Below are 23,357 nucleotides of genomic sequence, written 5' to 3'. Positions count from 1 at the left end.
CTCAAGCCTGTTCCTCGCCGTCGAGCAGTTGCTCCTCCAGGGCCTGGCGATAATCGCCAGGCGCTTCCCACAGCCCGCGCTGCTGGGCCTCCAGCAAGCGCTCGGTGAGGTCGCGCAGGGCCTCGGGGTTGTGCTCGCGCATGAAATCGCGGGTCGCCGGGTCGAGCACGTAAGCGTCGGCCAGCGACTGGTAATGATGGTCGTCGATCAGGTGCGTGGTGGCGTCGAAGGCGAACAGGTTGTCGACGGTCGCCGCCAGTTCGAACGCACCTTTGTAGCCATGGCGTTTCGCCCCGTCGATCCATTTGGGGTTCAGCGCTCGGGCCCGGATCACGCGGTTAAGCTCTTCCTTCAGGGTGCGGATACGTGGCCGGTCGGCCTGGCTGTGGTCGCCGTGGTAACTGGCCACCGCTGTGCCGGCCAAGGTTTCCGACGCCGCCAGCATGCCGCCCTGAAACTGGTAGTAATCGTTGGAGTCAAGCAGGTCGTGCTCGTGATTGTCCTGGTTCTGCAGCACGGCCTGCACCTGGCTCAGGCGCCGGGCAAACTGGGCACGTGCCGGGGTGCCTTCATCGCTGGCACCGTAGGCGTAGCCGCCGTGGTTCAGGTACACCTCGGCCAGGTCGTCGCGGTTGTGCCACAGGCGGCCATCGATGGCGTTCTGCACGCCGGCGCCATAGGCGCCCGGTTTGGCGCCGAACACCCGCCAGCCTGCCTGGCGCGCCGCCTGGTCACTGGCCACGCCCTGTGCCAGCAATGTGGCACGTTCGCTGCGCACGCGGGCAGCCAGCGGGTTGAGATCGTCCGGCTCGTCCAGTGCCGCCACGGCCTGCACGGCGGCGTCAAACAGCCGGATCAGGTTGCCAAAGGCGTCGCGGAAAAAGCCCGACACGCGCAGGGTCACGTCGACCCGCGGGCGGTCCAGCAGGCTCAACGGCAAGATCTCGAAATCGTCAACACGCTGGCTGCCAGTTGCCCAGACAGGCCGCACGCCCATCAAGGCCATCGCCTGGGCAATGTCATCGCCGCCGGTACGCATGGTGGCCGTGCCCCACACCGACAGGCCAAGCTGGCGCAGGTGGTCGCCATGGTCCTGCAGATGCCGCTCCAGAATCAGGTTTGCCGAAGCAAAACCCAGCCGCCAGGCCGTAGTGGTGGGCAAATTACGCACATCGACCGTGTAAAAATTGCGGCCTGTGGGCAGCACATCGAGCCGGCCACGGCTGGGGGCGCCGCTGGGGCCGGCGGGCACGAAGCGCCCGCCCAACGCCGCCAACAGGCCGTTCATTTCGGCTGCGCCACACGCGTCGAGGTTCGGCGCCACATGCTCAAGCAGCGCGTCGACCACGGCCTGCACCGGCTGCCATTGAACCTCGGCGGGCAACTGCAGGACGCCTTCCAGTGCCTGCTCGATCACCTGCAGCGCGAGCAGTTCCAAACGCTCACGGGTGTCGCCGCACGTGCGCCACGGTGCGTCATTCACTGCCTGCAACCTGGCTGGGCGCGGGCCAGGCCATGGCTGGCCGAGGTCGCAGTCAAGCGGGTCGAACCCGGGCGTCAATGCCTTGGCCAGTGCCCGCAGCAGGCTGGCGTTGCCGCCCTTGCCGTCCGCACGGTCCACCCGCAGCAAGGCCAGCAACGTGTCGATGCGCAGGCGCCCTTGCGGGGCCTGGCCAAACACATGCAGGCCATCGCGAATCTGCGACTCCTTGAGGTCGCACAGGTAGGTGTCCAGACGCGGCAGCCAGATGGCCGCGTCGTCCAGCTGGCCTTCCAGTTGCAGTTCGCGGTCGATGTGGTTGGCCTTGACCAACTCCAGAATGTCGCGCTGCAACTCGCGGGCGCGGCGCGGGTCGAGCATCTGCGCCTCGTAGAACTCGTCGGCCAACTGCTCCAGATGGCGCAAGGGGCCGTAGGTTTCGGCGCGGGTCAGCGGCGGCATCAGGTGGTCGATGATCACGGCCTGAGTGCGACGCTTGGCCTGGGCTCCCTCGCCCGGATCATTGACGATGAACGGGTAGATGTTCGGCAACGGGCCCAGCAAGGCGTCCGGCCAGCATTCATTCGACAGGCCCACCCCTTTGCCGGGCAGCCATTCGAGGTTGCCGTGTTTGCCCACATGGATCACCGCATCGGCGGCAAAGGCGTGACGCAGCCAGAAATGGAAGGCCAGGTAGCCGTGGGGCGGTACCAGGTCGGGGTCGTGGTACACCGCGCTGGGGTCGACCTGATAGCCGCGTGCCGGCTGGATGCCGACGAAGGTCAGGCCATAGCGCAGCCCCGCTACCATCAGCCGGCCGTTGCGGTGCATCGGGTCTTGCTCGGGTGGCCCCCAACGCTCCAGCACCGCCTGGCGATTGGCCGCCGGCAACTGGTTAAAGGCCGCCTGGTAATCGGCGAGGCTCAGGCTCTGGGCGCAGGGGCGCTGGTCGAGGTGATCGAGGTCGTTGGTCACACCGCCCAGCAGCTGGTGGATAAGCGCGGTGCCGGTGGCGGGCAGGTCGCCCAACGGATAGCCATCGTCCCGCAATGCCATGAGGATGTTGAGCGCAGCGGCCGGGGTGTCCAGCCCTACCCCGTTGCCGATGCGGCCATCACGCGTCGGGTAGTTGGCCAGTACCAGCGCCACGCGTTTTTGCTCGTTGGGCAAGCGGGCGAGCTCCACCCAGCGCCGGGCCAGTTCGGCGACAAAGTCCATGCGCTCGGAGTGGGCGCGGTAGCAGACCACATCGGACTGGCTGCGCTCGCTGCGCCACGCCATGTCCTTGAAGCTCACCGGCCGGGTGATGATGCGGCCGTCGAGTTCCGGCAGGGCAATGTGCATGGCCAGGTCCCGCGCGCCCAGGCCCTGCTCGCTGGCTTCCCAGCCGGGCTGGTTGTCCTGCGCGCAGATGGCCTGCAGCACCGCAATGTCCCGCCGGAACGGGCGCAAGTTGGGGCGCTCCGGGCTCGACAGGGCAAAGCCGGTGGTGTTGATCAGCACCTCGGCACCTACCTCGTCCAGCCAGTGTTCGACTTGCTCCAGGCAGGCGCTTTCCTTCAGGCTGGCCACGGCAATGGGCAGCGGGTTCAGCCCGGCCGCCTGCAAACGCTCGCAGAACACGTCAATAAAGGCGGTGTTGGCTGCCTGCAGGTGCGAACGGTAAAACAGCAGCGGCGCCACCGGCTGTTGCGGGTGCCACTGCCCGTACCAATCTTCCAGCACTGCGCTGGGTTTGGCCGGGTGATACACGGTGGTGCGTGGCAGCGGTTGCGGCTCGTCCCAGGTGTAGTCACGGCCAAGCCACTGGCTGGCCAGGCAATGGAACAGGCTGACAGCGTTAGCCTTGCCGCCCTGGCGCAAGTAATGCCAAAGGCGTTCGGCCGCCTCGCCCCGTACGTTACCCAGGCCGGTCAGCTCGGGATCGGGGCGGTCGTCACCGGGCACCAGGATCAGTTGCACGCCCCGGGCAGCCAATTCCACCAGTTGCTCAACGCCATAGCGCCAGTAACCGACGCCGCCGTGCAACGACACCAGAATGACCTTGGCGTGGCGCAGCACCTGGTCGACATACAGGTCGACCGAGGCATGGTTCTGCACCTGCATAGGGTTGGCCAGGCGCAGGCTGGGGTAATCGTCCGGCAGTTGCTCGGCCGTTTCGGCGAGCAACGCCAGGTGCGAATCGCCGCTGCAGAGAATCACCAGCTCGGCGGGTGTCTGGCCAAGGTCGGCAATGCTGTCGTCCGGCACAAAGCCGCCGGGCTGGGTCCGCAGCAGGTGCATGGGTCAGGCGCCCAGGGCTTGGCGCAGGCGCGCTTCCAGTTGGGCGGCGTCCAGGTCCTGGCCGATCAGCACCAGGCGGGTGATACGCGGCTCGTCAGGGCGCCAGGCGCGGTCGAAGTGCTTGTCGAAACGCGTGCCCACACCCTGTACCAGCAGGCGCATCGGCTTGCCGGGGATGGCTGCGAAGCCTTTTGCACGCAGGATGCCGAACTCCACAACCAGCTGAGTCAGGGCGTCGAGCAGCAGGCTTTCATCGGCCTCGGGCAGGTCGATGGAGATGGAATCGAAGGCGTCGTGGTCATGGTCGTCATGGTCATCGCCATCGTGGTGCGAGTCGTGGTGCGTGCGGCGGCCGTCAATGTGGGCTTCCGATTCCGCGCCCAGGCCCAGCAGCACCTCCAGGGGCAGCTTGCCGCTGCTGGCCTCGATCACTTTAACCGCCGGGGGCAGTTCTTCTGCCACTTCGGCGCGCACCTTGGCCAGGCCTTCGGCGTCGATCAGGTCGGCCTTGTTCAACACCACCAGGTCGGCGCTGGCCAGTTGGTCGGCGAACAGTTCGTGCAGTGGCGACTCGTGGTCCAGGTTGGGGTCGAGTTTACGCTGGGCATCGACCTGGTCCGGGTAGGCGGCGAAGGTGCCGGCAGCCACGGCCGGGCTGTCGACCACGGTGATCACCGCGTCGACGGTGCAGGCATTGCGGATTTCGGGCCACTGGAAGGCTTGTACCAGGGGCTTGGGCAGGGCCAGGCCGCTGGTTTCGATCAGAATGTGGTCCAAATCGCCACGGCGGGCGACGAGTTCGCGCATCACCGGGAAGAATTCTTCCTGCACGGTGCAGCACAGGCAGCCATTGGCCAGCTCGTACACGCGGCCGCTGGCTTCTTCTTCGGTGCAGCCGATGCTGCACTGTTTGAGGATTTCGCCGTCGATGCCGAGTTCGCCGAACTCGTTGACGATGACCGCGATGCGGCGGCCCTGGGCGTTGTCGAGCATATGGCGCAGCAAGGTGGTTTTGCCCGAACCGAGGAAGCCGGTAACGATGGTGACGGGGAGTTTGGCCAGTGTTTTCATGCGCGGTGCCCTTGGCAGGTTGGCGCGGGCATGCGGCACGACAGCCGCGGGCCAGCCTGGCCGGGCGTGTTCGCCACCGGATCACCCCGCCCGGTTGAAAGTCGAAATCGTCACGAGGCAGGTCTCCTGGCTTGCACCAATCCGGCATTTGCGGTGCCGGAGGGATGACGCCTTCCCGCGCGGGGCGCAGTGGCTCTGTCGATCCATTGGGGTGCTTACAGTTGCGGGGGCAGCCGCGGCATTGACCGCGTTCCCGTCTTAGCTTCGGCTGGGCCGAAGAACCTCGAACTGGCAAGGCTACGCGGGGGGTGGCGGGTGGTCAACTGTTGGCGTGCTGGAGTGCGGGCCCTGTTCGCCCACTGCGCCCTGCGATACACCGCTTTGTGCCGTTACATGCGCGTTTGTTTTTGCTTTTGCTTTTGCTTCTAAGTGCGCGGTAGTTCAGGCGACGCGGACGGCGACTTCAGGAGGCCGAACGCAGGCGTCTGGAGGGCCAGGGTGCGCAGCACCCCTTCGGCGTTAGCCGAAGGCGCGAGATGTAGGTTTGCGTAGCAAACCGTAGGCCGCGCGGGCCCGGAGGGCGCCGGAGTGAGGGGACCCCGGAGCGCAGCGCAGGGGCCGGATGACGGGAGCCAGCGTTTTTTGGTTACTTTTTGTCGCGTTTGACAAAAAGTGACCCGCCGTAAGGGCGGAAAGGTGACTTGGCGTCGCCATCGCCAATGAATGCTAACGGTGCTGTCAAAACAATTGTATTGGCTTCTGGCTTCTGGCTTAGAGATTAAGGCACGTGGGCATTGATACCGCGTCAATCCTCAGCTGCAGCACCGGCGCACACTCACCTTTCCGCCCTTACGGCGGGTTACTTTTTGACTGGGCAAAAAGTAACCAAAAACCCCGGCTCCCATCATCCGGCCCCTGCGCTGCGCTCCGGGGTCCCCTCACTCCGGCGCCTTCCAGGCCCGCGCGGCCTACGACTTGCTACGCAAGCCTACATCTCGCGCCTTCGGCTAACGCCGAAGGGGTGCTACGCACCCTGGCCCTCCAGACGCCTGCGTTCGGCCTCCTGAAGTCGCAATCTCCGTCGCCTGAACTACCGCGCGCTTAAAAGCAAAAGCAAAAGCAAAGGCAAAGGCAAGAAGCAAGAAGCAAGAAGCAAGAAGCAAGAAGCAAGAAGCAAGAGGATCACGAGTGTATAAACCACCTCAACTGAATGGGCATGAATATGCTGCCGTAACCCAAACCCGATTTTGCTTTTGCTTCTAAGCGCGCGGTAGTTCAGGCGACGCGGACGGCGACTTCAGGAGGCCGAACGCAGGCGTCTGGAGGGCCAGGGTGCGCAGCACCCCTTCGGCGTTAGCCGAAGGCGCGAGATGTAGGTTTGCGTAGCAAACCGTAGGCCGCGCGGGCCCGGAGGGCGCCGGAGTGAGGGGACCCCGGAGCGCAGCGCAGGGGCCGGATGACGGGAGCCAGCGTTTTTTGGTTACTTTTTGTCGCGTTTGACAAAAAGTGACCCGCCGTAAGGGCGGAAAGGTGACTTGGCGTCGCCATCGCCAATGAATGCTAACGGTGCTGTCAAAACAATTGTATTGGCTTCTGGCTTCTGGCTTAGAGATTAAGGCACGTGGGCATTGATACCGCGTCAATCCTCAGCTGCAGCACCGGCGCACACTCACCTTTCCGCCCTTACGGCGGGTTACTTTTTGACTGGGCAAAAAGTAACCAAAAACCCCGGCTCCCATCATCCGGCCCCTGCGCTGCGCTCCGGGGTCCCCTCACTCCGGCGCCTTCCAGGCCCGCGCGGCCTACGACTTGCTACGCAAGCCTACATCTCGCGCCTTCGGCTAACGCCGAAGGGGTGCTACGCACCCTGGCCCTCCAGACGCCTGCGTTCAGCCTCCTGAAGTCGCAATCTGCGGCGCCTGAATTACCGCGCGCTTAAAAGCAAAAAGCAAAAAGCAAAAACAAAGGCCTTGGCGCTACGCGCACTCGATCGCATCGCACAATTGACGGAAATCGTGCCCCGTGCTCTCCTTACACCCTGCGTTCAGGTGCCCCCATCGGGGGTGAAACGGGAAACCGGTGCGTCGCAGGCCCACATTCAGGGCCGGACAAACCCGGTGCTGCCCCCGCAACGGTAAGCGAGCGATGCATCACAACCACTGTGCCACGCAGTACGGCATGGGAAGGCGATGCATGCCAAGGAGCCCCTCTCCTTCCTCGCAAGCCCGGAGACCGGCCTGGCGTTCAATGAACACCCCGCGGTGGGCGGGCGCTGTCGCATACCCTCGGGTGCCCTGCACCCGGGGCTGCCGCGCGTGTCTGCTGCCACCATTTGCCCACAAGAAAAGCAAAGCAGAGGACTGCGCCATGCCCATCACCAGCGCCAAACACAGCATCACCACCCCCGTCACCCTCAGCCAACGCCTGGTCATCGCCGTCGGCGCCAGCCTGCTGGGCCTGTGCCTGGTCTACTTTGCCGGCTTCTCGCACATCGAAGCCGTACACAACGCTGCCCACGACACCCGCCACAGCGCCGCCTTCCCCTGCCACTGAGGCCTGACCATGATCACGCGTATCGCCCGCACCGCCGGGTTCAGCGGCCTGCTGGCCGCACTGCTGCTGACGCTGCTGCAAAGCTTCTGGGTGGCCCCGCTCATTCTGGAAGCGGAAACCTTCGAGAGCGCAGCCCCTGCCGCCGAACATCACAGCCACGGGGACGAAGCCGTAGCCGCCCATGAACACAGCCCAGAAGCCTGGGCGCCGGAAGACGGCTGGCAGCGCGTGCTGTCTACAACAGGCGGCAACCTGGTGGTCGCGGTCGGTTTTGCACTGATTCTGGCAGCCCTCTACAGCCTGCGCGAGCCTGGCCGCGTCAGCACCGGCGCCCTGTGGGGCCTGGCCGGCTTCGCAGTGTTCTGCCTGGCCCCTACGCTGGGCCTGCCACCCGAGCTGCCCGGCACCGCCGCCGCCGACCTGGGCCAACGGCAAAGCTGGTGGGCAGGCACCGCCGCCGCCACCGCCGCGGGCCTGGCGCTGCTGGTTTTTGCCCGGCATTGGCTGTTCAAGGCACTGGGTGCGGTGCTGCTGCTGATTCCCCACATCATCGGCGCGCCTCAACCGGACGTGCATGAAAGCCTGGCGCCCGAAGCCCTGGAAACCCAGTTCATGATCGCCTCCTGGGTCACCAATGCCGCCTTCTGGGTAGCCTTGGGCCTGCTCAGCGCCTGGCTGTATCGCCGCGCCAGCCAAGCGTGACGATACAAAACCTGTACGCGGGCTTTGGTTGCCGTCGAGGCTGCCCGGCCAAGACACTCGACACCTTGCTGCGACAGGCCCTGAAACATCACGGCCTGTCGCAGACCGCGCTGCAAGGCATCGCCAGCATCGACCTCAAGGCCGATGAGCCGGGCCTGCTGGAACTGGCCCGGCATTTCGCCCTGCCATTGGTCACATTCAGTGCCGCTCAACTGCTGGCATTCGAACCCCAGCTCAGCCACCGCTCGGCGGTTGCCTACGCCAACAGTGGTTGTTGGGGCGTTGCCGAAAGCAGTGCGCTTGCACTGGCGCGGCAGCAACACCCCGCAAGCCACCTGCTGGTGACGCGACAAACCCTTGGCCCCGCTACCCTCGCCCTGGCCTACGGCGGATAATCGCCTTACTCCACTCCCCTGCAAGAGACTTTCCATGACCGTCTATTTCATCGGCGCCGGCCCCGGCGACCCCGAACTGATCACAGTCAAGGGGCAACGCCTGATACGCCAGTGCCCGGTGATCATTTATGCAGGCTCGCTGGTACCGGCGGCAGTACTGGAAGGCCATCAGGCCGAGGTTGTCATCAACAGTGCCGAACTGCACCTGCAACAGATCATCGACGCCATGCGCACGGCCCATGACAAAGGCCAGGATGTGGCCCGTGTACACAGTGGCGACCCAAGCCTGTACGGCGCCATCGGTGAACAGATCCGCCACTTGCAAGCGCTGGGTATCGATTACCAGATCATCCCCGGCGTGACCGCCACCGCTGCCAGCGCCGCCCTGCTCGGCTGCGAGCTGACGTTGCCGGACATTGCCCAAACCGTGATTCTCACCCGCTTCGGCGACAGCTCGCCCATGCCGCCCGGCGAGCAACTGGGCGATCTGGCCCGGCATGGCAGCACGCTGGCCATTCACCTGGGGGTCAAGCACCTGCCACGCATCGTGGAAGAACTGCTGCCGCATTATGGCGCCGACTGCCCGATCGCCGTGGTGCACAGGGCCACCTGGCCGGACCAGGACTGGGTGCGCGGCACGTTGGGCGATATCGTTGCCGGGGTGGCCGCCAAAGGCTTTCGCCGTACCGCACTGATTCTGGTGGGCCATGTGCTGGGCGACGCGCCGTTCGCGGCATCGGCGCTGTACCGCGCTGGCCACGCGCACCTTTATCGGCCAAGTGAATGACCGTTGCCACCGGCACGGGTCACATTGCAGACTCAACTTCTCACGACAACCAGGAGTCTTGCCCATGCTGGCGCTACGCCCCAACTGTGAATGCTGCGATGTCGACCTGCCGGGTGACAGCCCCGATGCGTTGATCTGCTCGTTCGAGTGCACCTTCTGCCGCAACTGCGCGCAAACCCGTTTTCAGGGCCGCTGCCCCAACTGCGGCGGGCAGCTCACGGCCCGCCCCACACGCGTAGGCCAGGCGCTGGCCAATAACCCTGCTTCTACACAGCGCGTGGTCAAAGCCCACAACGCGTGCGCTTGACCGACCTCCCCAAGGCACCGTCACTGCAAGGGTGACGGCGCCTGTAGCCTGCTTTTTGTAGGAATTTTCCCCAACACGCCTGCGGACATTCAACAGATCTATACTCGCCATTACCAAAGGTCCGGAATGGTCGTATCGTGCTGCGCGACAGAAAGTCCTTGCAGACATGTTTCCGATAAACACAAGGAAACGGACCATCTTCCGACAGGAGCTTTAAACATGACAACCGTGCTGATCGTCGACGACCACCCCATTGTCAGAATTTCCTTGCGCGTGCTGCTCGAGCGTGAACGTTTTCGTATCGTTGGCGAAGTGGGCAATGGCAGTGAAGTGGCGCAGGTGGCGCGTGAACTGCGCCCCGATGTGGTGGTCCTGGATATCGGCCTGCCAGGCCTGGATGGCATGGAAGTGATCAAACGCCTTCAGCAACTAGAGCCCTCCCCCAAGATCATGGTGCTGACCGGGCAAGCCACCGACCTTTACGTACGCCGCTGCCTGGATGCCGGCATCGGTGCTTTCGTGACCAAGGACGAAGACCACGACGCGCTGATTTTTGCCCTCAAGGCACTGATCAAAGGCTACTCCACGTTCCCGCAGATGTCGGTCAACAGCAACACGCTGGAGAGCGAGAATACCCGGTTAGGCAGCCTGTCGAACCGTGAAATGGAAGTGCTACGCAGGCTCGCCCGGGGTGAGAACAACAAAAACATCGGCACCTGCATGAACCTCAGCGCCAAAACCATCAGCACCTACCGGGGCCGTATCATGGACAAGCTCAAGACCGAATCGCTGGTGGAAATGGTAGACCTGGCCAAGCGAAACAACGTGCAATAGGCGCTTCGCCGCCATGATGCGCCTCCTCGCCGTGCTCCTGCTCACACTCGGCCTGAGCAGCCAGCTGGCAGCTCAGACCGATGCCGAGCCACGCCACTTGCTGGCAAGGGCCGTAAGCGCGACCAAGCCCTTGCGCCTGGATGCCCAGGACAGGCAATGGCTTGAGCGGCGTGAGGTGTTGCGGCTAGGCAGCTCCCGGCCAGACTACCCACCTTTCGAAATCAACATCAGCCCCGCCGATTACGAGGGGCTGAGCGCCGACATTGCCGGGCTCATTTCCGATCAGTTGGGGGTCGAAATCGAAGTGCAGCGCTTTGCCAGCCGTCACGAGGCAATCAACGCCTTGCGCGAGGGCAGGATCGACCTGCTCGGTAGTTCCAACGGTTTTGAGGCGGCCGACGCCCAGCTCAGCCTCAGCCAGCCCTATGCGGACGACCTTCCGGTCATCGTGACCCGTGAAGGCCTTTCACTAAAGAACAACCGGGCACTGGAAGGCCTGCGCCTGGCGATGGTCGACCATTACCTGCCAGCCACAACGGTTCGCAACCTGTACCCCAACGCGCAGTTGAGCCTGTACCGTTCCACGCTGGCCGGCCTTGCAGCCGTCGAACTGGGCGAAGCCGACGCCTACCTGGGCGATGCCATCAGTACTGACTACCTGATTGGCAAAAGTTACCAGGGCACCATGAAAATCGACCATTTTTGCCAGGTGCCACCGGGCAGCTTCGCCTTCGCCCTGGCCAACGATAACCCCCGCCTGCGCCGCTTGGTCGACACCGCGTTGTCACGCATTACCGAGAGCGAACGCCTGAGCATCCTGCGTCGCTGGACCAGCGGCAACACCAGCCTGCTGCTGGAGCGCCACCTTTCTGTGCTGTCGGAGGAAGAAGAAACCTGGATCAAGGAGCACCCCACCGTCAGTGTGTTGTTCGACAGTGCGCTGGCACCGCTGACTTTCAATGACGACCAGCAGCGGGCCAACGGCATCACCATCGACTTGCTCAAGCAGATCACCCTGCGCACGGGCCTGCAATTCACGTTTGTCGAGCGGGACAACGTACAACGCATGATCGAACAGGTGGCCCGGGGCGAAGCCCAAATGATAGGTGCCTTGGGCTATGGCGCCGAACGCGCCACGCAAGTGCGCTACACCCGCCCCTATCTGGTAAGCCCGCGCGTGCTGGTTACCCGTAGCGACGGCACCTGGCCACAGCAAACCCGCAACCTTGATGGGCAACGGGTGGCCTTGTTGCGCGGCTCCCCGCTGCGCAGCGATATCGAACGCCAGTTCCCCAAGGCCAGGGTGGTCGAGGCGAACAACCCGCTGGGGCTGATGGAAGCCGTGGCCAATGGTAACGCAGACGTGGCCTACAGCAGCCTGATCAATGCTACGTACTACATCAACCACGTGTTCAAGGACCAATTGCGCATTGCCAGTGTCCTGGGCGAAGATCCCGCCGTCGCCGCCTTTGCGGTGGCACCCGGCCAGCCGCAACTGCAGGCGATTCTGGACAAGGCGCTGTTGAGCATACCGCCTGAAGAGCTGGACCAACTGATCACCCGCTGGCGTACCAGCGCGCTGGTCAGCGACAGCCCCTGGCGCAACTACCGCACGCTGGTGTTGCAGGTGCTGGTGCTGTCTGCCCTGTTGCTGGCCGGTGTGGTGTTCTGGAACAGCTACCTGCGCAAGCTCATTCACCAGCGCACCGAGGCCCAACGGGCCCTGCAGGCACAACTGGCGCTCAGCCGCGGTTTGCTTGAACAACTGCGCCAGGCCAAGGACGATGCAGAGCAGGCCAGCCACACCAAGAGCACCTTCCTGGCCACGATGAGCCACGAAATCCGTACGCCAATGAATGCGGTGATCGGCCTACTGGAGCTGGCCCTGGAGGACAGCCGCGACGGCCATTGCGATGCCCGGGCCCTGCAAACCGCCCATGAATCGGCCATCGGCTTGCTGGGCCTGATCGGCGACATTCTTGACATATCACGCATCGAATCCGGCCACTTGACCCTGCAACCGGTAGCTACCGACCTGGTCGAACTGGTGCGCGGCACTGTGCGGGTATTCGACGGCAACGCGCGGATCAAAGGGTTGCACTTGCAGAGTGAAGTCCCCGACGGGCCGGTCTGGGTGCTGGCCGACCCGCTGCGCATCAAGCAGATCCTGTCCAACCTGCTTAGCAATGCCATCAAGTTCACGGACCGGGGTGAGGTGCAAACCCATCTGCACCTGGCGCCCGTGGAAGCGGACGGTACTGTGCGTGTGACGCTGAGCGTGCGTGATACCGGCATTGGCATTGGCGCTGCCGACCAGGCGCGCCTTTTCAACGCTTTCGTGCAGGCAGAAGGCCCACGCGCACGGCAAGGCGCCGGCCTGGGCCTGGTGATCAGCCGCAGCCTGGCCGAATTGATGGGGGGGACGCTGGAGCTGCAGAGCGTTGAAAGTGTGGGTACACGCGTGCACGTTCAACTGCAAGTGGCTACCGTTCAGGCCCCTGCTCCCGCCGAAGATGAAAGGGAAACCCCGCGCAGCGAAGGTGGCCCGCTGCATGTTCTGGTGGTGGACGACTACCCCGCCAACCTGCTGTTGCTACAAAAGCAGCTGACCACGCTGGGCCATCAGGTGACCTTGGCTGAACAGGGTGAACAAGCCCTGAAACTCTGGCAGGAAATGGCCTTTGACCTGGTGATCACTGACTGCAGCATGCCTGTGATGGACGGCCACGCGCTGACGCGCACAATCCGCCAGCTGGAGCATGAGCGCAATTTGCCCGCCTGCCGGATCATCGGCGTCACCGCCAATGCACAGGCCGAGGAGCGTGCACGCTGCCTGGCCAGCGGCATGGACGAATGCCTGTTCAAACCTATCGGCCTGCGCACCCTAAAGGCTCACCTGCCGTCGGCCGGGCAACCGCAGCCCGCTGCACCTCCCCGGTCAAGCGGGTTCAACCTGAACGAGTTGCGTCACTTGACTCAGGATGACGAACAGCTGACGCGCTACCTGCTTGAGCAACTGTCGCAAAGTGCGGGCGAAGACCTGGCCGCCTTGCGCGCGCTCGGCCCTGCTGCCGACCTTGAAGCGCTGCGCAGCCTGGCCCACCGCATCAAGGGCGGCGCCAAAATGCTCAAGGTGCGGGGAGTGGTGAAAGACTGCGAAGCCATTGAGCACGCCCAACAGCACGGCGAACCCACCGATGCACTGCGCCTGCAACTGGAACACAGCCTGCAGGCCCTGCAGCGTGAGCTGGCCGAAACCCTCAGTGCAATTGCAACGTCGAGTTGATCTGGCTGATCGCATCGACCACGTGGCGCGAGCCCTGCTGGATTTCCATGATCACCGTCCCGGCTTCGTTGGCCAGCGCAACGCCCCGATCGGTGCGTAACAAACTCGATTGCATGCTGGCCACGGCGGTGAGTGACAGGTCGTGGTTCTGGCGCACCACATCGACGATTTCCAGGGTCGCCTTGCTGGTGCGTGCCGCCAGGCTGCGTACTTCGTCGGCGACCACGGCAAAGCCCCGACCGTGCTCCCCGGCCCGCGCCGCCTCGATGGCGGCATTCAGGGCCAGCAGGTTGGTCTGGTCGGCGATGCCCCGTATGGTCAGGACGATCTGGCCGATCACGTCCGACTGCTTGCTGACGGCGTCGATACTGCGGGCGGCGTCGTTGAGCTCCTGGGAAATCTGCCCGATAACCTGCACCGCCTCCTGCACCACCTCGCTGCCCTTGCGCGCGCATGCATCGGTTTGCACGGAGCTTGCGTGGGCAGCCTCGGCAGCGCTCTGCTGGGTACTGACCTGGGCGGTGATGTCGCTGGCGAATTTCACCACCTTGTAGAGCCGGCCTTTGCTGTCGAAGATCGGGTTATAGGAGGCTTCGAGGTAAACCGTCTGGCCCTGCTTGTTCACTCGTTCAAAACGGTGCGAGTGATATTCGCCACGGTTGAGCGACGCCCAGAATTCCCTGTACTGCGCCGACTCGCGCTCATGGGGCAGGCAGAACAACCCGTGGTGGCGGCCCGTCACTTCTTCAAGCTGGTAACCCATGGTGGCCAGGAAGTTCGCGTTGGCCTTGATCACGCGCCCTTGCGGGGTGAACTCCACCACCGCCATCGAACGCCCGATGGCCTTGAGCAGGCTTTCGCTCTCGTGCTCATCCTTCACCCTTTGGCTGATGTCAGCCGCCACCTTGATCACGCTGATGACCTGTTGCTGCTCGTCCAGCACGGGCATGTAGCTGGCCTCCAGCCACACTTCACGGCCTTCTTTGTCGATGCGCTCGAAGGTGCCGCTGATAGCCTTGCCCGCCCCCAGTTCACGCCACAGTTGCTGGTACTCGGCGGACTTGGCATAGGTCGGGTCGCAGAACAGCCGATGATGCTTGCCGCGCAGTTCATCCGCGCTGTAGCCCATGGCCTGGCAGAACTGCGGGTTGGCATCGAGGATCGTGCCATCAGGGGCAAACTCGATCATCGCCATGGAACGGCTGATCGCGGCAAGCTTGGCCTGGGCCTCGGCCAACGCATGGCGGGTACGCTGAATTTCGAGCAAATCAGACTTGCGGTGAAAGTCGAACATGGCGCCAGGGTCCTTTGTGCGCAGGGTTTCCTGAGCATAGATCGGCCTTGGTGCCATGCAAGCACACTGCTATCACTTATTGGTTAGTTCGTTAGCCAGGCGCTATAAGCCGTCAGGAGCTTTCGCGCACCATCAGCTCAAAGCCCAGGTCTTGCTGCCCCTGCGGGACCCGTTTGCCATCAAGCAGCGCCAGCAACGCTTGCGCCGCCCCCCGGCCAACGGCAGCCCTGGGCGTGCGGATGGACGTAAGTGGCGGCACCATGTGCGCCGAGGCCGGCAAGTCGTTGAAACCCACCATCGCCACTTGCCGAGGCACCTCGATGCCTTGGCGCAATGCCTGCAGCACCGCGCCCTGGGCCAGGTCATCGTTACAGAAGAAAATGCCATCCACGTCCGGCGCCTGGGCCAGCAGCTGGCTGAACAGTTGCCCACCCAAGGCAATCGAAGATGGCTCGGGTGCCAGGATTTCCAGTTCATTGGCCTGCAGGCCCGCTTCAACCAACACCTGACGGAACCCGTCGGCCCGCTGCATCACGCGGGGGTCAAGCTGCGCAGCGATGAATGCCAGGCGCCGCCGGCCCCGCTCGATCAGGTGCTGTGCAGCCGCCCGCCCCGCTTGCTGTTGGGAAAAACCGACAGACAACGCCCCCGGTTCCCCGCCCAGTTCCATCATGTGCACGCAAGGCACGCCGCTCGCTGCCAGCATCTGCCGCGAAGCGTCGCTGCGGTCGAAACCGGTCAGCAGCATGCCGCACGGTTGATAGGCCAGGTAATTGCGGATCAGGTTCTCTTCTTCGGCAATATCGTAGTGATAGTTGCCGATCAGCACCTCGAGCCCACGCGGGCGCATCACCTCGTGAATGGCCTCCAGCGTGTCGATGAACAACTGGTTGGACAGCGAGGGGATGAGCACCACCACCGAATGGCTGCGGGCCGAAGCCAGTGCCCGGGCAGCCGGGTTGGCCACATACCCCAGGGCGGCTGCGGCCGCGACCACTTTTTCCACCAGCTCCGGGGCCACGGTACTGACGCCGCGCAAGGCGCGGGAAGCGGTAATCGGGGAAACCCCGGAAAGCCTGGCAACCTCTGCCAGAGTGGGACGACCGGTGGTGCGCGAGCCTGTACGGGACATGGATGTTGTAATTTTACTACTTGCCAGGAAAGGGAACGGCCACTAAGGTAGCGCTGTCTCAGGACGCAGGCAATGTAATCTTTGTTAGCGGCACGTACATGCACACTGCCAGGCGTCCATACTGCGTAAGGACAAGACCAATAACACCGGGAAGGCGGCGTTTCGTTGATTACGAGACAGCGCTGTCTCAACCCGCAGGAGGTACTGATGAATTCTCCCCTGTCCGCCATTGTGGTGATGGGCGTGGCTGGCTGCGGCAAAAGCTCGGTCGGCCAGGCCATCGTCGACAAAAGCGGCGGTCGCCTGATCGAGGGCGATGCCTTCCACCCTGCCGCCAACATCGCCAAGATGAGCGCCGGCATCCCGTTGAATGATGATGATCGCGCTGGCTGGCTTATACGCCTGGGCCAGGAACTTCAAGCGTGCATGCAGGCCGGCGAGCGCCCAGTGCTCACCTGCTCCGCACTCAAGCGCCGCTACCGTGACACGCTGCGCGACGCCATGCCTGGCCTGGTTTTCGTGTTTCTTGAGCTCACCCCTGCCGAAGCCGAGAAGCGCGTGCTCGCCCGCCCGGGCCATTTCATGCCTGCCAGCCTGATCGACAGCCAGTTCGCCGCACTCGAAGCGCCCCACGGTGAACCGCTGACGCTGGCGCTGGATGCGACCCAACCGCTCAAGGCGCTCGCCCTGGCCGTAGACACCTGGCTAAAGCCCCACGGTGAGCGGGCGCTGGCGCAGACCGCCTGACTGCGCGGTTTCCCTGCTCACCAAAGACAGCGCTGTCTTTACACCGTAAAGCGCCTAACATTCATTCACGCAACGCCAAAAACAACGATAAGACCGAGGCATAAAAACCATGTTCGGACTGGCTACAGACACCTACCTGCTGCTCGACGCCCTGGTCACCATCGTCGGGCTGATCCTGCTGATCACCCATTTCAAGGTTCACCCCTTCGTCGCCCTGACCATTGCCGCGGGCTTTCTCGGCCTGACCTCCGGCATGCCGGTGGCCAAGGTCATGAAGTCGTTCCAGGACGGCTTCGGCGGCGTACTCGGCTTTGTCGGCATCGTGCTGGCACTGGGCACCATGCTCGGCAAGCTGATGGCCGACTCCGGCGGTGCCGACCAGATCGCGCAAACCCTGATCCGCGCCTTCGGCAAGAAGAACGTGCATTGGGCCATGATGTTCGCGGCCTTCCTGGTGGGCATCCCGCTGTTCTTCGAAATCGGCTTCGTACTGCTGATCCCGCTGGTGTTCATCGTCGCCCGGCGTTCGGGCGTGTCGCTGATCAAGATTGGCATCCCGCTGCTGGCCGGCTTGTCCGTGGTCCACGGCCTGGTGCCGCCGCACCCGGGCCCGTTGCTGGCCATCGGCATCTTCCACGCCGACATCGGCAAAACCATCTTCTACGGGCTGCTGGTGGCGTTGCCAACTGCCGTGATCGCCGGGCCGCTGTTCGGTAACTTCATCTCCCGCTACATCCCCGGCAACCCGTCGCAAGAACTGATGGACCAGATTGCCAAAGAGTCCGACCAGAACAACCTGCCCAGCTTCACCATCACCCTGGTGACCGTACTGCTGCCAGTGGTGTTGATGCTGCTGAAAACCTTCGCGGACGTGGTACTGCCGGCCGAACACATCGTGCGCCAGTGGATGGACCTCATCGGCCACCCGATCACCGCCCTGCTTGCCGCATTGCTGCTGGCCTTCTACACCTTTGGCTCGGCGCGTGGCTTCAGCCGCCAGCAAATCATGAAGATGCTCGACCAGAGCCTGGCGCCAACCGCCGCCATCGTGCTGATCGTGGGTGCCGGCGGTGGCTTCAAACAGATGCTGGTGGACACCGGTGTTGGCAACGTGATCGGGCAAATGGCCGTGCAGGCAGAAATCTCGCCGATCATGCTGGCCTGGCTGGTGGCGGCGGTGATCCGTATTGCAACCGGCTCGGCAACGGTAGCCACCATCACCGGCGCGGGCATCGTTGCACCGGTGATCGACCTGGTGCCTGGGGTCAACCGCGAGTTGCTGGTGCTGGCCACCGGCGCCGGCTCGCTGATCCTGTCCCACGTCAATGACGCCGGCTTCTGGCTGGTGAAGCAGTACTTCAACATGACGGTGGCCGAAACCTTCAAGACCTGGAGCATGATGGAAACCATCCTGTCGGTGGTCGGCATCATCTTCATCATGTTGCTGTCGACCGTGGTGTAACCGCTGATCGGGGTGATGGCACCTTGGCACGTCGGGTAAGGCCCAATGCAAATATGAGCCTTACCCACACAAGGAGCCTGCCCCATGCACCGCCCAGCCTTGCTTTTGGCCGCCCTGCTGGCCTCACCGTTGGCCTTTGCCGTCGGCACCGGGCCGACCTACCCCGACGACCCGCACAACCCGGCGCCCAAACCTGGCGTGGACAGCACGCTCAACCCGATCGAGAAGCCGATGCCTCGGGATACCGACCCTCGGGTTCAAGGCGACGAGAAGAAAATGACCCCAGAGCGCAAGGCAGACGAGCGTGACCTGCCCGGCATGGATGGCAGTGGGTCGGAGGGTAACGGCGACGGGCAGCGCTAAGATGCAAAAAGGGGCCGCAATGGCCCCTTCTGGTTGACGCTGTCCCGGCTTAGGCGGGACGCACCTGGGCAGCCTGCATACCCTTCTGCCCTTTCTCGGCAACAAAGGAAACCTTCTGGCCTTCTTTCAGCGATTTGAAACCGTCTGATTCAATTGCCTTGAAATGCACGAACAGGTCGTCACCCCCACCCTCGGGAGTAATGAAACCAAACCCTTTTTCATCATTGAACCATTTAACAGTTCCGTTCTGTCTGTTGGACATGCGGTAAATCCTCAAACGCAAGCAGCGTGCTGCAGTTAAGTGAACGTTACCCAAACCTCATCGATTGAGGAGCCTTGGCACGTATCAGTTATGCGCCATTCCCGGAACTGCTGCTACTGATATTTTTGTCAGATAGCGGTTCGATGCAGGAACAAGCCCCCTTCAGACTAGACCATCCAGGGCGCGCCGGGTGATGTTTGCCAGGCCCAGGCCTCAGTAGCCGGTCATTTCCAGATAACCTCGGCCCTGTGCGCTACCGCTGATGCGCACCGGCCCTTCCCAGTACGGGAAGCGGGTGCCCATCCATGCATTGGGCTGCACTGCCTCGACCTGCACATCCACATGCTCGGCAGGTAACCGTACCTGCCAACGGGTTGGAAGGCGTTTGCCGTTTTGCTGAGTCGTGTAAGCCAGCGGTAACAGCTCGATTTCCGTGTTTTGGAGCGGCCGCACCTCGCCTTTGGTACTGACCCAGGTGCCGGCGCGGTAAGGGTGGCCCCGGTCCTCCCGAACTTGAAACAACATCAGCTTGGCCCCGTTGCTCAAATGCAGCGAAAACCAGTCCCAGCCACTTTGGCCTGGCGCCAGGGGCTGGCTGCTCCACTCCCGGTCAAGCCAGGCCTGCCCGGTGACGGGTATGCGCTGGCCGTTTCGCTCCACCTCGCCGCTGACGGTGTAGAACGGCTGGCTGTAGTAGTACGAGGCCTGCCCCTTGCCGGACTTTTCGCTGTATCCCTGCTGGCCGTGCAGCACCAATGGCCGGTTGCTGTTGAGCGTCAGGCGGTAGGCGAATCCCTCGCCGCTGGCGTTTACCTGTAATCGCCCAATGCCATCGACACCTTGCAGTGCCCAATCGTTGATCCAGGCATGGAAGGGTTGGGCTACCACACCCGCCTGGCCGATACCGCCGCGCGCCAGCGTTTCACTGACCTGATGGCTGCCGGGCCCGGTCAACGCCGCGTGGCCCATCCACAGGTTGGAACTGGCCCAGCCTGGTACATCCGGCCCGGGGCGCAAGGCGGAGCGGAACAGCGTCCATTGCACACCCCAGTCACGGCCTTGGGCATCGGCAAGGTTGGCGGTGACGTACCACCACTCGATGCGGTAACCGTCGTGGGCGCCGTGGTCATGGGGGAACACCAGTGGCACGTTGGGAATGACCTGTTCGAAATCGGCCGCGTCTGCCCCCAGGCCCGCATAGCTCTGGGCCGGCGGCGCAGGTGGCTCACACCCCGCAAGCCATAGGCAGGCGAGCAGCCACGCGGCCTTAACGTTCACTGGCGTACTGCCGCAACAAAGCCGCCGGCTGGCTGCGCGCCAGCTGCCACAGCGGCCAGGCGCTGGCCAGCAGGCTGGTCACCAGGCCCAGCACGGCCAGCTGGGCCAACTGCACGGGGAACACATGCCACGGCAGGCGCCAGCCAAAAGCCTGCACGTTGACCACCGCTACCAGGCACCACGCCAGCAACAGGCCCAACGGGATTGCCAGCAACACGGTGAACGCACTGAGCATCAGCGTTTGCCCCAGGCACAGCCACGCCAGCCAGCGCCGCGGCACGCCCAACGCCCACAACGGTGCCAACTGGCCCAGCCGGCGCTGGCCAAGGGTGAGCTGGCTGATGAACAAGGCCACACCCGCCACCCCTAAGGTCAGGCTGTTGAGGGCGGCGGTAACCGCGAAGGTGCGGCCGAACACCTGTGTCGACCAGCGCTTGAGCGTGGCCTGCTCGACGACCTGCTGTTCGTCGAGGTTGAAGCGTTGGCGCAGCTGCTCACCGACCCTTGCAGCCTGCCCGGCTTGCAGCATCAACCCCAGCCCGGTGAGGTTGGCGCCCGGCGCGTGGCGGTGCAACCAGCCGGCATTTACCAGCACGTGGCCTTTGGGGTTGCCGTAGTCGGCATGAATGCCAACCACCGTCATCGCCTGCGGTGGCTCGCCGGGCAATGGCAAGCGGTCACCGATGCCTAGCCCAAGACGCCGTGCCAGCTGCTCGCTGACCATCACCCCGCTACCAGTCGCCCATTGCAGCCAGGCATCCGGCGCCTGCTCAAGCAATGGCCAATGGTCGCAATAAAAAGGGTGATCAATCACGCCCTGAACCTGCACCGGCCATTGCTGCACGCGCCACTCCACACGCCAGCTGGGCAGCACGGCGCGCACGGCAGGGTCATGGCGCATGGCCTGCTCGATCAGCAGCGCCTGGGCCGTGTCCCGGGGCGTGATGTACAGGTCTGCGGCCAGGCGCTGGTCGAGCCAGCCAATGAAGGTGCGGCGAAACCCTTCCGTCATGCCCGCCACCCCGACACTGGCGGCCAGTGCCAGCAGCAAAGCCATCAGTGCCAGGCTCAACGCAGGCAACTGTTGCCGGCAGTCGGCCACGAACCATTGCGCAAGGGGGCGGCGGGTAAAGCGGGCAAGCCCGGCCAGCAGGGCCGCCAGCAGCCCCGGTAACAACAATGCGGCGCCGAGCAACAAGGCAGCCAACAACGTGAACGCTACCGGCAAGCTGTTGCCCAGGTAAGCGCAGGCCAAGGCAGCAGCCAGCAAAACCAGCCCGGCCAACGCCTGGCGTCGCAGCCAGGGCCGTTGCGCCAGGCGCCAGGCTTGGGGCTGCGCGAACGCCAGCAATGGCAGGCGCGCCGCACGCAACAGGCTGCCCGCCCCCGCCAGCAGCGCACCGCACAGGCTCACCGCCAGGCCGGTGAACCACCAGTGCAGCGGCAGGTGCAAGTGCCCGGCGACCTGCACGCCATACAACCCGTGCAGGCCGGATGCATAATCAGGCAGCAGCCACGACGCCATCAGGTAGCCAGCGGCCACCCCTGCCACGCCGCCCGCCAGCGCAAACAGGCCCAGCTCCAGTGCCAGCGCGGCCAGCAGCACGTTCAGGCTGACGCCACAGGCACGCAACGTGCGGATCAGTCCCCGGCGCTGCTCCAGTGCCAGGCCAATGGCCGCATGGGCGATGAACAGGCCGACCACGAACGCCAGCAGGCCAAGTGCGGTGAGATTCAGGTGAAAGCTTTCGGTCAGGCGTTGCAAGTCCTGTTCGTCACCGGGTGGCTGCAGCTTCAAGTGCTCGGCCAGCGGGGCCGGGACTGGCTGCCCTGCACTGCCGATCAGCCGCGTCAGTTGGCCCGGAGCCCCGAGCAGCGTTTGCGCCTTGCCAATATCGACCACAACCACCCCCGGTGGCAGTTGCTCGTTAAGCGTCAAGGGCGGCAGTAATTGCCCGTCCACCGTGGCCAGCTGTTGGCCAGCACGGCCATTGAGCTGGCGTAAAGTGTCCGGGCCGACCCACGCCTGCCCGGGCGTGCCTATAAACGCTTGCAGGTCGAATGCTTCCAGATTTGCGCCGGCTACCGCCATGCCCGGTTGCAGGCTCAGCGGTTCAACGCCAATCAGCCTCAGCGATTGCTGTGGCTCGCCCGCCACGCGCACGCGCCCTTCCAGCACCGGCGTGCCCTGCCAGCCTTGCCGGCGCAGTTGCACATACAAGGCCTGATCAAAACGCTGCCCGTCACGGGCCACCCACTGCGGGCTGCCCGGCCCGCCCAGCAATGCGCTGGCCTGGGCGTAATTGCTGCGTGCCTGGGTATTGAGCGCCTGCACGCCCACCCACAAGGCAGTGGCCAACCACAAACCGGTGAAGATGCCGACGCATTGCAGCCGGTGCCGCCACCAATGGCTGCCCAGTGCGCGCAGCGCCAGTAACCAGCGGTTCATGCGGCCACTTGCCCCTGATGCAGCACGCAGCGCTGTTGCAGGCGCGCAGCCAAGCGCGGGCTGTGCGTGACCATCAATACGCTGCTGCCGGCCTCTTGCACCAGTTGCAGGAACAACGCCAGCACTTCGTCACTGCTGGCTTCGTCCAGGCTGCCGGTGGGTTCATCCGCCAGCACCAGCCCGGGCCGCCCGGCCAGCGCCCGGCCAATGGCCAGGCGCTGCTGCTGGCCACCCGACAATTGCTCCGGGTAACGCTGCAGCAGGTCGCCAAGCCCCAAGCGCGCCGCCAGGTGCGCGGCCCACACCGGGTCATGGCGCCCCGCCAGCCTCGCCTGAAAGGCCAGGTTGGCAGCCACGTCGAGGCTGCTGATCAGGTTGTACTGCTGGAACACCAGGCCGATGCCCTCCCGCCGCCAACGGGCCAGCGCGGTTTCGCCGCGGTTGTCCAGCGGCTGGCCGTCGATCAGGATGCGCCCGCTGTCGGCACGGTCGAGGCCGGCCAGCAGGTGCAGCAAGGTGCTTTTGCCGCTGCCGGACTCCCCCATCAGCGCCAGACTGCTGCCACGGGCCAGGGTGAGGTTTACGCCACGCAACACCTGCAGCGGGCCTTGGGCGGTTGAGTAGGATTTGTGCAGCTGTTCGACGGCCAGCATGGGGTTTGGGTCTTTTGTC

At 64.1% G+C, this 23,357-nt stretch carries 17 protein-coding genes, 2 pseudogenes and 2 riboswitches; of the genes and pseudogenes, 10 read left to right on the top strand and 9 right to left on the bottom strand.

The features are described from left to right. Position 1: 1 nt before the first annotated feature. Entirely contained in the window at positions 2 to 3,763 is a 3,762-nt protein-coding gene (gene cobN / locus PVV54_RS12055; protein ID WP_274910153.1) for a cobaltochelatase subunit CobN, read from the bottom strand. A gap of 3 nt (positions 3,764 to 3,766) precedes the next feature. Further along, positions 3,767 to 4,834, bottom strand: coding sequence for a cobalamin biosynthesis protein CobW (gene cobW, locus PVV54_RS12050; protein WP_274910152.1), 1,068 nt, complete (start codon positions 4,832 to 4,834; stop codon positions 3,767 to 3,769). Between the two features lie 99 nt (positions 4,835 to 4,933). Beyond that, a riboswitch (cobalamin riboswitch) is annotated at positions 4,934 to 5,135 on the bottom strand. Between the two features lie 1,728 nt (positions 5,136 to 6,863). Then, positions 6,864 to 7,089, top strand: a riboswitch (cobalamin riboswitch). Positions 7,090 to 7,201: 112 nt separating this feature from the next. Between cobW and PVV54_RS12045 the strand changes: the two genes are divergently transcribed. The 7 genes from PVV54_RS12045 (at position 7,202) to PVV54_RS12015 (ending at position 13,698) form a co-directional block, all read left to right on the top strand. Further along, a complete protein-coding gene (locus PVV54_RS12045; RefSeq protein ID WP_274910151.1) occupies positions 7,202 to 7,387 on the top strand; it encodes a CbtB domain-containing protein in 186 nt (61 codons plus the stop codon). Between the two features lie 9 nt (positions 7,388 to 7,396). Beyond that, complete coding sequence (locus PVV54_RS12040; RefSeq protein WP_274910150.1) at positions 7,397 to 8,089, top strand: CbtA family protein; 693 nt, start codon at positions 7,397 to 7,399, stop codon at positions 8,087 to 8,089. Between the two features lie 2 nt (positions 8,090 to 8,091). After that, positions 8,092 to 8,484 carry a cobalamin biosynthesis protein gene (locus PVV54_RS12035; protein ID WP_274910427.1) on the top strand — a complete coding sequence of 131 codons (393 nt, stop codon included), beginning with the start codon at positions 8,092 to 8,094 and terminating at the stop codon, positions 8,482 to 8,484. A 34-nt stretch (positions 8,485 to 8,518) separates the two neighbouring features. Next, on the top strand, positions 8,519 to 9,271 hold the full coding sequence (gene cobM, locus PVV54_RS12030; protein WP_274910149.1) for a precorrin-4 C(11)-methyltransferase: 753 nt from the start codon (positions 8,519 to 8,521) through the stop codon (positions 9,269 to 9,271). Between the two features lie 64 nt (positions 9,272 to 9,335). Next, positions 9,336 to 9,578, top strand: coding sequence for a DUF1272 domain-containing protein (locus PVV54_RS12025; protein WP_274910148.1), 243 nt, complete (start codon positions 9,336 to 9,338; stop codon positions 9,576 to 9,578). A 219-nt stretch (positions 9,579 to 9,797) separates the two neighbouring features. Beyond that, positions 9,798 to 10,412 carry a response regulator transcription factor gene (locus PVV54_RS12020; protein ID WP_274910147.1) on the top strand — a complete coding sequence of 205 codons (615 nt, stop codon included), beginning with the start codon at positions 9,798 to 9,800 and terminating at the stop codon, positions 10,410 to 10,412. A gap of 13 nt (positions 10,413 to 10,425) precedes the next feature. Next, on the top strand, positions 10,426 to 13,698 hold the full coding sequence (locus tag PVV54_RS12015) for a transporter substrate-binding domain-containing protein (RefSeq protein WP_274910146.1): 3,273 nt from the start codon (positions 10,426 to 10,428) through the stop codon (positions 13,696 to 13,698). On the opposite strand, the pseudogene PVV54_RS26600 reads toward PVV54_RS12015, so the two are convergent. From PVV54_RS26600 to PVV54_RS12005, 3 genes and pseudogenes are all read right to left on the bottom strand, one after another. Then, positions 13,673 to 14,098, bottom strand: a pseudogene (locus PVV54_RS26600) (methyl-accepting chemotaxis protein); the annotation flags it as partial. The gene PVV54_RS12015 and the pseudogene PVV54_RS26600 sit on opposite strands and share 26 nt — an antisense overlap. Positions 14,099 to 14,209: 111 nt before the next feature. Beyond that, positions 14,210 to 14,992, bottom strand: a pseudogene (locus PVV54_RS26595) (PAS domain-containing protein); the annotation flags it as partial. Between the two features lie 112 nt (positions 14,993 to 15,104). Next, positions 15,105 to 16,124 carry a LacI family DNA-binding transcriptional regulator gene (locus PVV54_RS12005; RefSeq protein WP_274910144.1) on the bottom strand — a complete coding sequence of 340 codons (1,020 nt, stop codon included), beginning with the start codon at positions 16,122 to 16,124 and terminating at the stop codon, positions 15,105 to 15,107. 207 nt (positions 16,125 to 16,331) lie between these two features. Here PVV54_RS12005 and PVV54_RS12000 point away from each other — a divergent pair, with 207 nt between their 5' ends. The 3 genes from PVV54_RS12000 to PVV54_RS11990 all read left to right on the top strand — a co-directional run bounded on the left by PVV54_RS12000 (position 16,332) and on the right by PVV54_RS11990 (position 18,696). Next, a complete protein-coding gene (locus PVV54_RS12000; protein WP_274910143.1) occupies positions 16,332 to 16,871 on the top strand; it encodes a gluconokinase in 540 nt (179 codons plus the stop codon). A 109-nt stretch (positions 16,872 to 16,980) separates the two neighbouring features. Next, a complete protein-coding gene (locus PVV54_RS11995; RefSeq protein WP_274910142.1) occupies positions 16,981 to 18,333 on the top strand; it encodes a GntP family permease in 1,353 nt (450 codons plus the stop codon). A gap of 84 nt (positions 18,334 to 18,417) precedes the next feature. Continuing rightward, positions 18,418 to 18,696 carry a hypothetical protein gene (locus PVV54_RS11990; RefSeq protein ID WP_274910141.1) on the top strand — a complete coding sequence of 93 codons (279 nt, stop codon included), beginning with the start codon at positions 18,418 to 18,420 and terminating at the stop codon, positions 18,694 to 18,696. A gap of 49 nt (positions 18,697 to 18,745) precedes the next feature. Here PVV54_RS11990 and PVV54_RS11985 read toward each other — a convergent pair whose 3' ends face one another. From PVV54_RS11985 to PVV54_RS11970, 4 genes are all read right to left on the bottom strand, one after another. Further along, the gene (locus tag PVV54_RS11985; protein WP_274910140.1) at positions 18,746 to 18,958 is read right to left on the bottom strand and encodes a cold-shock protein; all 213 of its coding nucleotides are present in this window, start codon (positions 18,956 to 18,958) and stop codon (positions 18,746 to 18,748) included. Positions 18,959 to 19,171: 213 nt separating this feature from the next. Next, positions 19,172 to 20,236: a lipocalin-like domain-containing protein gene (locus PVV54_RS11980; protein ID WP_274910139.1), complete on the bottom strand. Its 1,065-nt coding sequence runs from the start codon at positions 20,234 to 20,236 to the stop codon at positions 19,172 to 19,174. Beyond that, the gene (locus PVV54_RS11975) at positions 20,226 to 22,685 is read right to left on the bottom strand and encodes an ABC transporter permease (RefSeq protein ID WP_274910138.1); all 2,460 of its coding nucleotides are present in this window, start codon (positions 22,683 to 22,685) and stop codon (positions 20,226 to 20,228) included. Before PVV54_RS11975 ends, PVV54_RS11980 begins: the two co-directional genes overlap by 11 nt. Next, positions 22,682 to 23,338: an ABC transporter ATP-binding protein gene (locus tag PVV54_RS11970; protein WP_274910137.1), complete on the bottom strand. Its 657-nt coding sequence runs from the start codon at positions 23,336 to 23,338 to the stop codon at positions 22,682 to 22,684. The genes PVV54_RS11975 and PVV54_RS11970 overlap by 4 nt, the downstream gene beginning before the upstream one ends. Positions 23,339 to 23,357 lie beyond the last annotated feature (19 nt).

Origin of the sequence: Pseudomonas sp. PSKL.D1 (assembly GCF_028898945.1) — a bacterium.
Taxonomy (GTDB): domain Bacteria; phylum Pseudomonadota; class Gammaproteobacteria; order Pseudomonadales; family Pseudomonadaceae; genus Aquipseudomonas.
The sequence above is the reverse complement of the archived record's forward strand: the minus strand, read 5'-3'. Positions and strand labels throughout refer to the sequence as shown.

What these genes read in the sequence shown, in the direction of transcription:
- PVV54_RS11985 (WP_274910140.1), bottom strand. Translation starts at nt 18,958, where the DNA reads ATGTCCAACAGACAGAACGGAACTGTTAAATGGTTCAATGATGAAAAA.
- cobM (WP_274910149.1), top strand. Translation starts at nt 8,519, where the DNA reads ATGACCGTCTATTTCATCGGCGCCGGCCCCGGCGACCCCGAACTGATC.
- PVV54_RS12040 (WP_274910150.1), top strand. Translation starts at nt 7,397, where the DNA reads ATGATCACGCGTATCGCCCGCACCGCCGGGTTCAGCGGCCTGCTGGCC.
- PVV54_RS12020 (WP_274910147.1), top strand. Translation starts at nt 9,798, where the DNA reads ATGACAACCGTGCTGATCGTCGACGACCACCCCATTGTCAGAATTTCC.
- PVV54_RS11990 (WP_274910141.1), top strand. Translation starts at nt 18,418, where the DNA reads ATGCACCGCCCAGCCTTGCTTTTGGCCGCCCTGCTGGCCTCACCGTTG.
- PVV54_RS12005 (WP_274910144.1), bottom strand. Translation starts at nt 16,124, where the DNA reads ATGTCCCGTACAGGCTCGCGCACCACCGGTCGTCCCACTCTGGCAGAG.
- PVV54_RS11975 (WP_274910138.1), bottom strand. Translation starts at nt 22,685, where the DNA reads ATGAACCGCTGGTTACTGGCGCTGCGCGCACTGGGCAGCCATTGGTGG.
- cobW (WP_274910152.1), bottom strand. Translation starts at nt 4,834, where the DNA reads ATGAAAACACTGGCCAAACTCCCCGTCACCATCGTTACCGGCTTCCTC.
- PVV54_RS12000 (WP_274910143.1), top strand. Translation starts at nt 16,332, where the DNA reads ATGAATTCTCCCCTGTCCGCCATTGTGGTGATGGGCGTGGCTGGCTGC.
- PVV54_RS11995 (WP_274910142.1), top strand. Translation starts at nt 16,981, where the DNA reads ATGTTCGGACTGGCTACAGACACCTACCTGCTGCTCGACGCCCTGGTC.
- PVV54_RS12045 (WP_274910151.1), top strand. Translation starts at nt 7,202, where the DNA reads ATGCCCATCACCAGCGCCAAACACAGCATCACCACCCCCGTCACCCTC.
- PVV54_RS12025 (WP_274910148.1), top strand. Translation starts at nt 9,336, where the DNA reads ATGCTGGCGCTACGCCCCAACTGTGAATGCTGCGATGTCGACCTGCCG.
- PVV54_RS12015 (WP_274910146.1), top strand. Translation starts at nt 10,426, where the DNA reads ATGATGCGCCTCCTCGCCGTGCTCCTGCTCACACTCGGCCTGAGCAGC.
- cobN (WP_274910153.1), bottom strand. Translation starts at nt 3,763, where the DNA reads ATGCACCTGCTGCGGACCCAGCCCGGCGGCTTTGTGCCGGACGACAGC.
- PVV54_RS11970 (WP_274910137.1), bottom strand. Translation starts at nt 23,338, where the DNA reads ATGCTGGCCGTCGAACAGCTGCACAAATCCTACTCAACCGCCCAAGGC.